Origin of the sequence: Aeromonas sp. QDB68, from assembly GCF_027707405.1 — a bacterium.
GTDB lineage: Bacteria > Pseudomonadota > Gammaproteobacteria > Enterobacterales > Aeromonadaceae > Aeromonas > Aeromonas caviae.
Genome location: NZ_JAPCIQ010000015.1, coordinates 1 through 11,963 on the forward strand (window position 1 = coordinate 1; position 11,963 = coordinate 11,963).

At 64.5% G+C, this 11,963-nt stretch carries 12 protein-coding genes and 1 other annotated feature; of the genes, 11 read left to right on the plus strand and 1 reads right to left on the minus strand.

The annotated features are described in order from the left end of the window. Positions 1-627 precede the first annotated feature (627 nt). Entirely contained in the window at positions 628-1,800 is a 1,173-nt protein-coding gene (gene pheA, locus PG892_RS07020; protein ID WP_010673312.1) for a prephenate dehydratase, read from the minus strand. 38 nt (positions 1,801-1,838) lie between these two features. Next, positions 1,839-1,972: a sequence feature (Phe leader region), on the minus strand. A 191-nt stretch (positions 1,973-2,163) separates the two neighbouring features. Here pheA and PG892_RS07025 point away from each other — a divergent pair. From PG892_RS07025 to PG892_RS07075, 11 genes are all read left to right on the plus strand, one after another. Continuing rightward, the gene (locus PG892_RS07025; RefSeq protein WP_113978543.1) at positions 2,164-2,763 is read left to right on the plus strand and encodes an HAD family hydrolase; all 600 of its coding nucleotides are present in this window, start codon (positions 2,164-2,166) and stop codon (positions 2,761-2,763) included. A gap of 147 nt (positions 2,764-2,910) precedes the next feature. Continuing rightward, positions 2,911-3,741, plus strand: a complete 831-nt coding sequence (locus PG892_RS07030; RefSeq protein ID WP_041211243.1) for a hypothetical protein — start codon at positions 2,911-2,913, stop codon at positions 3,739-3,741. An 88-nt stretch (positions 3,742-3,829) separates the two neighbouring features. Further along, positions 3,830-4,384, plus strand: a complete 555-nt coding sequence (locus PG892_RS07035; protein ID WP_113978541.1) for a DUF3157 family protein — start codon at positions 3,830-3,832, stop codon at positions 4,382-4,384. Positions 4,385-4,562: 178 nt separating this feature from the next. Then, positions 4,563-5,192, plus strand: a complete 630-nt coding sequence (locus tag PG892_RS07040; RefSeq protein WP_113978540.1) for an outer membrane beta-barrel protein — start codon at positions 4,563-4,565, stop codon at positions 5,190-5,192. 173 nt (positions 5,193-5,365) lie between these two features. Next, complete coding sequence (locus tag PG892_RS07045; protein WP_010673317.1) at positions 5,366-6,310, plus strand: YbgA family protein; 945 nt, start codon at positions 5,366-5,368, stop codon at positions 6,308-6,310. 139 nt (positions 6,311-6,449) lie between these two features. Further along, the gene (locus PG892_RS07050; protein ID WP_111896709.1) at positions 6,450-7,337 is read left to right on the plus strand and encodes a MerR family transcriptional regulator; all 888 of its coding nucleotides are present in this window, start codon (positions 6,450-6,452) and stop codon (positions 7,335-7,337) included. Continuing rightward, positions 7,334-8,758 carry a deoxyribodipyrimidine photo-lyase gene (gene phrB / locus PG892_RS07055; protein ID WP_113978859.1) on the plus strand — a complete coding sequence of 475 codons (1,425 nt, stop codon included), beginning with the start codon at positions 7,334-7,336 and terminating at the stop codon, positions 8,756-8,758. Before PG892_RS07050 ends, phrB begins: the two co-directional genes overlap by 4 nt. A 1-nt stretch (position 8,759) precedes the next feature. Next, positions 8,760-9,188, plus strand: coding sequence for a nuclear transport factor 2 family protein (locus PG892_RS07060; RefSeq protein WP_010673320.1), 429 nt, complete (start codon positions 8,760-8,762; stop codon positions 9,186-9,188). Beyond that, positions 9,185-9,919 carry an SDR family NAD(P)-dependent oxidoreductase gene (locus PG892_RS07065; protein ID WP_113978857.1) on the plus strand — a complete coding sequence of 245 codons (735 nt, stop codon included), beginning with the start codon at positions 9,185-9,187 and terminating at the stop codon, positions 9,917-9,919. Before PG892_RS07060 ends, PG892_RS07065 begins: the two co-directional genes overlap by 4 nt. After that, the gene (locus tag PG892_RS07070) at positions 9,916-11,175 is read left to right on the plus strand and encodes an NAD(P)/FAD-dependent oxidoreductase (protein ID WP_113978855.1); all 1,260 of its coding nucleotides are present in this window, start codon (positions 9,916-9,918) and stop codon (positions 11,173-11,175) included. Before PG892_RS07065 ends, PG892_RS07070 begins: the two co-directional genes overlap by 4 nt. Then, complete coding sequence (locus PG892_RS07075) at positions 11,172-11,951, plus strand: DUF1365 domain-containing protein (RefSeq protein ID WP_111896704.1); 780 nt, start codon at positions 11,172-11,174, stop codon at positions 11,949-11,951. Before PG892_RS07070 ends, PG892_RS07075 begins: the two co-directional genes overlap by 4 nt. The last annotated feature ends 12 nt before the right edge of the window (positions 11,952-11,963 follow it).

An 11,963-nucleotide genomic window follows, 5' to 3' on the forward strand; every position in this document is an offset into this window, starting at 1 on the left:
GGCATATGGATTTAGGGACTCAGAATACTTTTTTCTGAAAATCAAGGCGGCCTTCCCCGGAAAGCCGCGATGAACCTTTTGTTTGGTCGGGAAGGGGCTCGGATCTGCGGGGGATAACCGGAGTTGGCGCCTTGGACGGGATAGGGCCTGCGGTGAGGGTAACCGGGGTTGGTGCGTGGGCGGTATAGCGTCTTGGGAGGATAAACGGGGATGGCGTCTTGGGGGGGAGCTGATCTTCGGCAGGAGAAACGGAGTTGATGGGCCGGGCGGGATCCGGCCTGTGGCGAGGAAAAAGGGGGCTGAAGTAGAACAAGAGGCGCCCGGACGCCGGAATGGCGGCTTTTTTGTTTAGGAAAATCTAACGATATCACCATGTCGTTAAATAAAGTCAAACGATAGAAAGGCCCTGCAGGCGGCAAAAGGGGGCCGCAACGGGAGGAAGATGGCCTGATGGTGAGTGGAAAGACAGCCGCGCCAGGATCCCGGGTCCACGAGGAAGGGGGTGGAGGGCGGTTTAACGCCGGAAGGGAAGGGCGGGACTGGGCCGCGTCTCACGGGGAGGGCGCAGAGAGCACAAAGGCGAGCCGGGGCTCGCCTTTGTGTAGCAGGGGCGGGATCTGCTCCCCATCAGCTTCCCATCAAGACGGGCGGCACGGCGGTCGGCTTGACGTCTTCGCTCGGGTAGCAGCCCAGCACCTTGATGTAGCGGGTGATCTTGGTCAGCTCCAGCAGGGCGGCCTGCATGGCCGGGGTCTGCAGGTTGGCGGAGACATCCAGGTAGAACATCTCCTCCCAGGGGTTGCCCTGCACCGGACGGGATTCCAGCTTGGTCATGTTGATCTCGTGGCTGCGCAGCACCAGCAGCGCCTCCACCAGGGAGCCCGGCTTCTGGGAGGTGGACATGATGAGGGTGGTCTTGGCCGGGATCTGGGGCGCCACGTCGATGGGCTTGCGCGCCACCACGATGAAGCGGCTGTAGTTCTCCTTCTGGTTGGCGAGCTGCTCGGCCAGCACGTCCAGGCCGTAGAGCTCGCCGCCTGCGGCGCTGCCGATGGCCGCCGCTTCCGGGCTTGCCAGCTCCTTGACCTTCATCATGGCGCTGGAGGAGGAGTCGCAGATCTCGTGGCGCGCCCCTTCCAGCTTGCTGAGGTAATGGGAGCACTGCTGGAACACCTGGGGATGGGCGTAGAAGGTCTTGATGCGTTCGATCTCGGTGGGCACGGCGGTGAGGATGCAGTGCTCGATGGGATAGGTGAGCTCACCCACGATGGAGAGGGTGGTGTGCTGCATCACGTCGTACACCTCGTTGATGGATCCCGAGCTGGTGTTCTCGATGGGCAGCACCCCGAAGGCGGCACGGCCCGACTCCACGGTGTCCAGCACCTCGCGGAAGTTCTGGCAGTTCACCTCGATCACCTGATCCTTGTAGCGGGCCAGGTACTTGCGGGCGGCCAGGCTCGAGTAGGAGCCGCGCGGTCCCAGGTAGGCAACGCTGGTCATGGGCTCCTGCTGCTGGGGGTTGAGCAGGCTCTGCAGGTAGGCCTGCTGGGAGAGCACGGAGTCTTCGATGATGGTGTGGTAGATGCGGGTGATGTACTGGGCATCCAGTCCGAGGGCGCGCCCTTTCTGGATCAGGGCGACCAGCAAGTCCTGTTCGCGCTGGTGGTCGCGGATGGGACGGGGATTGGCCTGCTTGGCGCGGGCGACCTCGATGCTGAGGGTCTTGCGTTTGGCCAGCAGGGCGAGCAGCTCCTGATCCAACTGGGTGATGTCGTGTCTGATCTCGTCGAGCGTTGCCATGGTGGTTCCCTATCCAGTGATTCTGTGGTGTGTGGTGCAAAAAAAAGCCTCCGCTGGGGAGGCTCGATTCGTCTTTGGTTTCTGTTTACGCGAATGGTTCACGTGACGACGGGCCTTCCCTCATGTGGGCCGGGTAAACGAGAAAACAAAGAAGAATGGTGTGTTCATGGGCGTGTCCTGAATGTAACGCCATAACCATTAAGGGATTTGGCGGTGCGATGCAAGTAAAACTTGCCCGGGGGCGTTGAACGGGGCAGGGTGGTGGCTCGGGTTGCCGGGGGAGAGTGAGCGTCGTGCTGGTCCCTGTTTATGGCAACCGCCGTGACCACATCCGTGGCAACAACACACAGAGGGGACGAGACGATGGCGGTGATCTTCGATCTGGGCAGGGTGGTGGTGCGCTGGGATCCGGTGGCCATAGTGAGTGGGGTGCGCGGACCCCAGGGGGCGACAACGATCGCGGAGCAGCTGTTCAACCACCCGGACTGGCTGGAGGTGGACAGGGGGACCCTCTCCCTGCACACCATGGCCCGTCAGGCGCAGGGGCGCACCGGCCTGTCGATGGCGGAGAATCTGGCCATCTTGCAGGCGGTGCCGTCCTCCCTTGTGCCGGATCCCGCCATGGTGGCGCTCATCGAAGAATTGCACGGTGCAGGCCACACCCTCTATGCCCTCTCCAACATGGGGCACGCCAGCATCGACTGGCTGGAGCAGCATCAGTCCTTCTGGCGCTTCTTCAGCGGCAAGGTGGTGTCGGCCCGGGTGCGGATGCTCAAGCCCGAGCCCGACATCTACCGCTATCTGCTGGTGTCGTTCGACCTCAAGGCTGGGGAGTGCCTCTTTATCGACGACAGCCCGGCCAACGTGGCGGCGGCCGAGGCGCTCGGTCTGCGGGGGCTGATCTTCACCGATCCGACCCGGTGCCGGGCGCATCTGATCGATCAGGGGTTGTTGCCTGCCTGAGGGGAGCCAGTTTCGCTTCGCAGCGAAAAAAGTGGGGGAAGTGTTGATTTGGAGCAAATAATGTACAGTTTTACCCGCACTCTTTAAGTGTATATTCAGCTTGGGGCGGGCAAAATGGTATCCAGTTCATCATCCGGAGTTGTTGTTATGGATGCCAATGTCGTTGCGCTGCATCGGGGATACGATCAGACCTTTCAAGCCAGGGAACAGAGGCTCATCAACACCCTGGCCGGTTACAGCGAACTGCTTGTCTCCTTCTCCGGCCGACTGGAATCCTGCTACAGCATGGATCTGTGCCGGGCCAGCGGGGTGCGATTTCGCGCCATCACCCTGGACAACCCCACCCTCAGCCGCCAGTCGGTGGCCAGGGCACAGCGCTACTGCCGGCACTACGGCATCCCCCATCAGGTGCTCAAGACCGACGAGATGATCTTCAGCGCCCACCTGGGCCACCTCGCCGAGGTGACCGACCCGGTGCGCTACCTCTGCCAGCAGCTCGAACATGAAGAGGGCCCGCCGCTGCTGATGTCGGCCTCGGTGGAGGAGAAGCGGGAGTACCTGCGCCGATTCCACAGCCTGCCCGCCAACACCCTCTGGATCTTTGCCGAGCAGGGGATGACCAACCGGGATTTTCGCTACGGCTTTCACCAGCGGCAACTGGCGCTCTGGGGAGACGTGGGGGAGGCCTGCCTGAGCCGGCGCTTTGTCGATATGACTTCCCTGGACAGGCGGCACCTGCGGATGGTCGACATGGCCGAGCAGATGCTGGTGGACATGGGGCTGGGGGGCGCCCAGGTCTTCTTCCATACCCTGGGTGACAGGGTCACCACCCTTGCGAGGATCCGGGTGCCCGAACGGCTGCGGGCCCTGGTGTTCGACATGCAGCCCACCATCCAGAAGGCCCTCAGGAGTGCCCAGTTCGATCTGGTGACCCTGGATCTGGCCACGCTGGAGGATCCCCACCCCCTGGTCATCTGAGCCGGGGCGTAACGTGAGGGGGGTCATAGGCAAGGAGGGCACGACTCTTTATACTGCCCCCTTCGCATCCTTTATCGAGTGCCTGCCCATGAAACCCCTCTCCCGACTGCTGGTCGCCCTCTGTCTGTGCCCTCTGCTGGCCGAGGCGGCTCCCCTGCACCAGATCACCTTGCCGGATGGTCGCCAGGTGCAACTCAATGACGATTTCACCTGGGAATACCTGCTGGTCAAGCCGGCAGCCACGGTAGCCGGTCAGGCAGTGACGGCGAGTGTCGCGGCCCCGGTGCTGACCGAGCAGGCCATGGCCCATCCCGACTTGCTTTCCCAGGCGACCCGGGACGGCATCACGGTGAAGCTGGACCAGGTGGCGGGGGACAATCCCCTCAGCCTGCAGTTCGTGGTGAGCAACACCGGCAGTCGCAACGTGGTGCGCGTCAACGGCAGCCTGACCCTGTTCAGCGCCGACGGGGTGCAGCTCTCGACCGAGCCCGTGCGCTTCTGGGTCGGGGAGAACCGCCTGCCTGACTCCTACCTGCGCAAGGGGGAGGCGCGCGCCTCCCGGGCCATCGAGCTGGCACGACCCGCCGGCCTCACCGGCAAGCCGCTGGTGCGGGTGCAGATCGACGAGGTGGAGTTCCGCTAGGATGACGGCGGGGGAGCCCTCGCTCCCCCGCAGAGTGTTGCACCGGTAACCGCCAGCAATATCCGCTTACATCTGACATGGTTTGGCAACAGCTTGCTCCTCGGCGTTGCCCCCTTTGCCCGTCACAATGGCTCCATTCCAGTTAGGTCCGCCTAACTCAACCCATGGAGTCAACAAAATGCAAAAGATCGCACTGTCTGTTCTGGTTCTGGCCGGTCTCTCTTCCACCTCCGTCCTGGCGCAAGATGCCTTCAGCTATGCCAAGGGCTCTGCCACCTGGGCCCACACCAAGTCTGACTACATCGGTGGCAACGATGGGGAGAACCGCGACTTCGGCGGCCTGAGCCTGGATCTCTCCAAGAGCTTCACCAGCAATGTCTATGGCCGGATCGGCAGCGAATACACCTCCCGCAGCAGCGGCAACGACAGCATGGCCATCTCCAGCCTGGGGATGGGTGTCTACACCCCCCTCAGCACCGGCCTGAACCTCTACGGTGAAACCGGCCTGATGGGCTACAGCCTGGAACGGGAGCTGGCCTCCGACGTGAACCACTCCGGTTGGGATACCCTGGCCCGCAAGAAGAGCGGCAGCCTCTACGGAGAGGTGGGCCTGCGCTACGACATCGGCGCCGTCGAGCTCTCCACCGGCTATCGCTACGCCAACATGACCGACGACATGCACGACTTCAAGGCGGGGGCGGCCTACAAGCTGACCCAGAACCTGGCCCTCACCGCCGACTACACCTATCGCAACTGGGATCTGCAAAAAGGCTCCATCTCCAGCCTGGGTGTGAAATACAGCTTCTGATCGTCCTTCCTGCTGGGTCTTCACCTTTACCCATGACTTCGGTCATGGGTTTTTTTTATGGGGGCTGATCCGCCCGCCGCCCCCTGGCCGTATCAGTTCGCAATAATTATACATCTTCCAATTTTTTGTATAACTGCTATAACTTACTCAAGGCTTATACAAGGGGCTTCATCATGTACAAGATCAAGGTCGGTATCAGTGCCTGTCTGCTCGGTCAGGAAGTGCGCTTCGACGGGGGCCACAAACGCTCCAGTTTCTGCGAACGGGATCTGGGCGCCCATTTCGACTATCACCCCGTCTGCCCCGAGATGGCCATTGGCCTGGGGGCTCCCCGCGCCGCCATCCGGCTGGTGAAGCGCCAGGGCGAGGTGCGGGCCGAGGCAAGCAACGGCAGCTTCGACGTCACCGACAAGCTGATTGCCTTCAGCGAGCAGAAGGCACGCCAGCTCGACTTCCTCTCCGGCTACATCCTCTGCGCCAAGTCCCCCAGCTGCGGCATGGAGCGGGTGCGCATCTATGGCGCCAACAACGAGGGGAGCGCCAAGGAGGGGGTCGGCCTCTTTGCCAAGGCGCTGATGGAGGCCAACCCCCTGCTGCCGGTGGAGGAAGATGGCCGCCTGTGCGACCCCATCCTGCGGGAGAACTTCGTGCTGCGGGTCTTCGCCTATCACGACTGGCAGCAGCTTTGCGCCCGGGGGATCACCGCCTCAGCCCTGATCCGCTTCCATTCACGCTACAAGTACCTGGTGCTCTCCCACGCCACCACCCACTACCGGGCGCTGGGGCGCCTGCTCGCCAACCTTGGCAAGGCCAACTTGCAGGAGGTGGCCGACAGCTACATCCAGGGGTTGATGGCGGCGCTGACTCTTCGCGCCAACCGCCGCAGCCACACCAATGTGCTGATGCACCTGCAGGGCTACTTCAAGCGGGTGCTGACCCCGGCCCAGAAGCAGGAGCTGTGCGACACCATCGACAAGTACCGCACCGGGGTCTTCCCGTTGCTGGTGCCCCTTACCCTGATCCGCCACTACCTGCGCGAGTACCCGAACCCCTATCTCGCCGAGCAGGTGTACCTCAATCCTCATCCCGACACGCTGAAATTGCGTTACGGGCTGTGAAGGTGTGGCTGGATTTGGCCGATCAGGCCTACCTCGACCTTCATCCCGACACGCTCAAGCTACGCTACGGGCTCTGAACACCCTGTGCAGGCCCCGGTGGATGACCGGGGCCTCTTCCCAACGTCTGATGGACTCTCTCATGTCTGATGAATCACAAGCAGCCGCGCCTCTCCCCGACGAGGGCGTCTACCCCATTCGCGAGGTCTCCCGCCTCACCGGTGTCAACGCCGTCACCCTGCGCGCCTGGCAGCGCCGTTACGGGCTGGTGCAACCGGCCCGAACCGAGAAGGGCCATCGCCTCTACAGCGAGCAGGATATCCGCCAGATAGGCGAGATCCTGAGCTGGCTGGAGCGGGGGGTGAGCATAGGTCAGGTGAAGGGGCTGCTGAGCGAGCCCCAGAGTGCGCCGGTGAGCGATCACTGGCAGCAGACCCTGGAGCAGTTCAGCCAGGCGCTGCTCGCTTTCAACCAGCGCAAGGCGGAGGCCGAGCTTGGCGATCTGCTGGCGAGCTACCCCTTCGAGCTGGTGCGCAGCCGGGTGCTGCAACCCCTGGTGGAGCGGCTGCTGGGGCTGTGGCGCGAGCGCCCCGATGGCGAGTTGCTGCAACAGGTGTGGCTCGGCTGGCTGCATACCCGCTTCGCCCGCCACCTCATCGAGCAGGAGAAGGGCGTCCCCGTCACCCTGGCAAGCTGGGGGCAGGTGGGGCCGCTGGATCTGGTCTGGGCTGCGTATGAGCTCATCGGTCAGGGATATGAGGTGCAACTGCTGGGGGCGGTGGAGCCCCGCCATGCCACCTTGCTGGAGGGGCGCGCCACTCCCCCCTGGCTGATCCTGCTGGGGGCCGGGCTCGGCAAGCAGGACCAGGCCGCCGAATGGCCTGAGGGCACCCGCTTCTTTGGCGAGCTGGGACGCCTCTACGATGAGCCGTGGCGGCGTGCCCGCAACTGGCACGCCACCCTGGCAGAGGTCAGTGCGACGCCCCGCACTGCCAAGGCGAAGGGCAAGGGCGGGAGAACACCGTCATGAGGCTGGTCTGGTTTCGCAACGATCTGCGTCTGGCCGACAACCCGGCCCTGCGCCACGCCTGCGCCGGAGATGAACCGGTCGCCGCACTCTTCATCGTCTCGCCGACCCAGTGGCAGGCGCACAAGCTGGCCCCGGTCCGCCAGCGCTTCATGCTGGCACAGGTGGATGCCATGGGCCGCGAGCTGGCGGCCCTCGGCATTCCGCTTCATCTGCTGCGGGTCGAGACCTTTGCCGAGGTGCCGACGGCGCTGACGGCGCTCTGCCGGGAGCTCGGGGTGAGCCAGCTCTACGCCAACCAGGCCATCGAGATCGACGAGCTGCGCCGCGACCACGCTGTCAGCGCCGCGCTGGGGGAGCAGGGCATGACCAGCCACTGGTTCAACGGCTGCTGCGTGCTGCCGCCCGGTCGGGTGCTGACCGGGTCGGGGGAGATGTTCAAGGTCTTCACCCCCTTCAGCCGCGCCTGGCTCAAGGCTCTCGAGGAGGATGGCTTCGTCATTCACCGTGCCCCCGCACCACGCGGCGAGCCGTTGCCGTGGCTGCCCCTGGCCGAGCGGGTGTGGGTGGACGACGGGCTGGGGGAGCTGACGGCGGACACCCGCTGGCCGGTGGGGGAGGCCGAGGCGAGCCGCCGGTTGCACGCTTTTCTGGATCAGGCGGTGCTCGATTACGGCGAGACCCGGGACTTTCCGGCGCTGGCCGGCACCTCCGTGCTCTCCCCCTATCTGGCGGCGGGCATCATCAGTGCCCGCCAGTGCGTGGGGGCGCTGCAGCAGCGTCTCGGCTACCGGCCCCAGTCGAAGGCCCAACCCGGTTTTGTCTGGCTCAACGAGCTCATCTGGCGCGAGTTCTACCGCCACTTGCTGGTGCTGATCCCGAGCCTCTCCATGAACCGCCCCTTCAAGCCGGAGACGGCGGCCCTGCCGTGGAGCTGGGATCCGGATGCCTTCGCCGCCTGGTGCGAGGGGCGCACCGGCTACCCCGTGGTCGATGCGGCCATGCGCTGCCTCAACGCCACCGGCTGGATGCACAACCGGCTGCGGATGATAGTGGCGAGCTTCCTCACCAAGGATCTCCACATCCACTGGCGGCTTGGGGAGGACTACTTCATGAGTCGGCTCATCGACGGGGATCTGGCGGCCAACAATGGCGGCTGGCAGTGGGCGGCGGGGACAGGGGCCGATGCGGCGCCCTATTTCCGGGTCTTTAACCCCACCACCCAGGGGCAACGATTTGATCCACAAGGGGAGTTCATTCGTACCTGGGTCACTGAGCTGGCGGATGTGCCTGCTGCCTATCTCCACGAGCCCCACGACTGGTTGCGGCTCAAGGGGCGGCAGGATTATCCGGCCCCCATGGTGGATCATGCCGTTGCACGGGTGAGGGCCATCGAGATGTTCCGCGAACTGGAGAAAAACTAGCATGAATGACGCGCTGGCCCGCTTTGTCATCCTCTACCTGCAATTGGACAAGCATCAGTTGCACCGCTTGCCGGAGGTCTATGCCGATGAGGTGCTCTTCATCGATCCTGCGCACCGGATAGAGGGGCTGGCCGCGCTCACCCGTTACTTTTCCTCCCTTTATGAGCGCCTTGCCCAGTGCAGCTTCGAGATAACGAGTCAGCAGCAGTCGGGCAACGAAGCCTGGCTCGCCTGGGTCATGACCTTCTCCCACCCCAGGATTGCCGGTGGCCGGGCTGTCAGGGTCGAGGGTGCCACCCGGCTGACGTTCGACTCCTGGGGCAAGGTGTGCCTGCACCGGGACTACTTCGATCTCGGGGCCATGCTCTACGAGCAGTTGCCGCTGCTGGGGCCCGTGGTACGGGCCATCAAGGGGAGGCTGGGGACATGAGCGGCCGGGTGCTGATCACCGGGGCCACCTCGGGCATCGGCCGCCAGCTGGCGCTGGATTATCGGCGCGCCGGCTGGCAGGTGTGGGGTTGTGGCCGGGACGAGGTGCGCTTGCAGGCACTGGCCGACCTGGGGATCATTCCTTTGCGATTCGATGCGCGCGACAGCACCGCCATGGCCGGGGTGGCCGCGAGTCTGCCCGCCCTCGACCTGCTCATTCTCAATGCGGGCAACTGTGAATACATGGATCCGGCAGAAGGCTTTGACGGCGCCCTGTTTGCCCGGGTCATCGAGACCAACCTCATCGCCACCGGCAACGCCCTGGCCGCCTTGCTGCCGCGGTTGGGGGCGGGTGGACGGCTTGCCATCGTCAGCTCCTCGGTGAGCTGGCTGCCCCTGCCACGGGCGGAGGCCTATGGCGCCTCCAAGGCGGCCCTCGATTATCTGGCGGATACGTTGCGCCTGGATCTGGCCAGCAAGGGCATCGGGGTGACCCTGATCCGCCCGGGCTTCGTGCAGACGCCGCTCACCGACAAGAATGATTTTCCCATGCCCTGCCTGGTGACGGTGGAAGAGGCTTCCCGCGCCATCATGACGGGGCTTGCCGCCGGTCGCCACCAGATCCACTTTCCCCGTCGCTTCATCTGGCTGCTGCGCCTGCTCGGCGCTCTGCCGACGGGGCTCTGGCTGCGCCTTGGCCGCACACTCGTTTCGAAAGGACGCCCTTCATGAAGAAAAAGATCGCCATCGTCGGCTCCGGTATCTCCGGTCTCACCGCCGGTTTTCTGCTCCACAAGCTGCATGACATCACCCTGTTCGAGGCGGCGCCGACCCTGGGAGGCCACACCGCCACCGTGGAGGTGGAACAGGCTGGGCGCCACTATGCCATCGACACCGGCTTCATCGTCTTCAATGACCGTACCTATCCCAACTTCCTCAAATTGCTGGAACGCATCGGGGTGGGGCGCCAACCCGCCGAGATGAGCTTCTCGGTCAAGAGTCCCGAGGGGATGGAGTACAACGGCCACAACCTCGATACCCTGTTCGCCCGGCGCCGCAATCTGCTGAGCCCGCGCTTCTATCGCTTCGTCGCCGAGATACTGCGCTTCAACCGGGAGGCGCGGGCCTGGCTGGCCGCGCATCGCCAGCGGGAGCTGACCCCCGAGCTGACCCTGGGGGACTTCCTGCAGGCGGGGAAATTCAGCGACTATTTCGCCCGCCACTACATCCTGCCCATGGGGGCGGCCATCTGGTCCTCCACCCTGGCGGACATGCGTGCCTTCCCCTTGAGCTTCTTCCTGCGGTTTTTCGCCAACCACGGGCTGCTGGAGGTGGCGAACCGCCCCCAGTGGTATGTGATCCCGGGTGGCTCGCGAGAGTACATAGGGCCGCTCACGGCGGGCTGGCAGTCGCGCATCCGCCTCGCTACCCCGGTGGAGGCGGTGCGCCGGGTGGCGGATGGCGTCGTGGTCACCAGCCAGGGGCAGGAGGCCCATTTTGACGAGGTGATCTTCGCCTGTCACAGCGATCAGGCCCTGGCCCTGCTGGCGGATGCGAGCGACGCAGAGAGGGCCATCCTCGGGAACATGCCCTATCAGGCCAACGACGTCTGGCTGCACACCGACGCCTCCTGCCTGCCGATGCGCCGCAAGGCGTGGGCGAGCTGGAACTACCAGCTCGGTGAGGATGACGGGGCGCGCCCCCTGGTGAGCTACAACATGAACATCCTGCAGGGGGTGAGCTCCCCAGCGCCCTTCTGCGTCAGCCTCAATCCCCGTGGACGGGTGGACGAGAGCAAGGTGTTGCGCCGTTTCGTCTATCATCATCCGGTATTCAATCAGGGCTCCATCGCCGCCCAGCAGCGACGGGGCGAGATCTGTGGCCATCAGCATACCCACTTCTGCGGGGCCTATTGGTACAACGGTTTTCACGAGGACGGGGTGCGCAGCGCCCTGGACGTGGCCAGACGCTTCGGGGCCGAGCTATGAGCGGCGCCGCGGCCTTGACGCAGGGGGACGAGGGAATGGGGGAGGGGATCAGCGCCATCTGGCAAGGTTCGGTGCGCCATCGCCGCTTCGCGCCGCGTCCCCACGCCTTTTCCTACAGCCTCTTCATGCTGGGGCTGGATCTGGACGAACTGCCCGGGCTTGAGCAGGGGCGCTGGTTTGCCGTGGAGCGGGCCGGACTGCTCTCGTTTCGCCGCGAGGACTATCTGCGGGGCAGCGAAGGGCCCCTCAAGCAGGCGGTCTGGGACAAGGTGGCGGCCCTTGGGGGGCATGCGGAGCCCGGCGGGCGGGTGCTGCTCCTTGGCAACGTGCGCTGCCTCGGGTTTTATTTCAGCCCGGTCAATTTCTACTTCTGCGATCGGGCGGGGGAGACCCGCTACCTGCTGGCGGAGGTCTCCAATACCCCCTGGAACGAGCGCCACTACTACCTGCTGGATCTGGCGGCGCTCTCCCCCCATGACAAGGATTTTCATGTCTCCCCCTTCATGGGACTGGGGATGCGCTACCACTGGCGCATCCGGGCACCGAAAGAGGAGGCGCTGATCCATATCGAGAGCCACCCCGTATCCGGTGAGAACAAGCTGTTTGACGCCACCCTGGCCCTGCGCCGCGCGCCCTGGTGCCGCAGCGGGCTGGCGGCGCTGCTGGCTCGCTGGCCCTGGATGACCCTGAAGGTGCTGCTCGGGATCTACTGGCAGGCCCTGCGCCTTTTTATCAAACGCACCCCCGTCTTCACCCATCCGGAGAGCCGCCCATGACGCCGACACACC

What these genes read in the sequence shown, in the direction of transcription:
- pheA (WP_010673312.1), bottom strand. Translation starts at nt 1,800, where the DNA reads ATGGCAACGCTCGACGAGATCAGACACGACATCACCCAGTTGGATCAG.
- PG892_RS07025 (WP_113978543.1), top strand. Translation starts at nt 2,164, where the DNA reads ATGGCGGTGATCTTCGATCTGGGCAGGGTGGTGGTGCGCTGGGATCCG.
- PG892_RS07030 (WP_041211243.1), top strand. Translation starts at nt 2,911, where the DNA reads ATGGATGCCAATGTCGTTGCGCTGCATCGGGGATACGATCAGACCTTT.
- PG892_RS07035 (WP_113978541.1), top strand. Translation starts at nt 3,830, where the DNA reads ATGAAACCCCTCTCCCGACTGCTGGTCGCCCTCTGTCTGTGCCCTCTG.
- PG892_RS07040 (WP_113978540.1), top strand. Translation starts at nt 4,563, where the DNA reads ATGCAAAAGATCGCACTGTCTGTTCTGGTTCTGGCCGGTCTCTCTTCC.
- PG892_RS07045 (WP_010673317.1), top strand. Translation starts at nt 5,366, where the DNA reads ATGTACAAGATCAAGGTCGGTATCAGTGCCTGTCTGCTCGGTCAGGAA.
- PG892_RS07050 (WP_111896709.1), top strand. Translation starts at nt 6,450, where the DNA reads ATGTCTGATGAATCACAAGCAGCCGCGCCTCTCCCCGACGAGGGCGTC.
- phrB (WP_113978859.1), top strand. Translation starts at nt 7,334, where the DNA reads ATGAGGCTGGTCTGGTTTCGCAACGATCTGCGTCTGGCCGACAACCCG.
- PG892_RS07060 (WP_010673320.1), top strand. Translation starts at nt 8,760, where the DNA reads ATGAATGACGCGCTGGCCCGCTTTGTCATCCTCTACCTGCAATTGGAC.
- PG892_RS07065 (WP_113978857.1), top strand. Translation starts at nt 9,185, where the DNA reads ATGAGCGGCCGGGTGCTGATCACCGGGGCCACCTCGGGCATCGGCCGC.
- PG892_RS07070 (WP_113978855.1), top strand. Translation starts at nt 9,916, where the DNA reads ATGAAGAAAAAGATCGCCATCGTCGGCTCCGGTATCTCCGGTCTCACC.
- PG892_RS07075 (WP_111896704.1), top strand. Translation starts at nt 11,172, where the DNA reads ATGAGCGGCGCCGCGGCCTTGACGCAGGGGGACGAGGGAATGGGGGAG.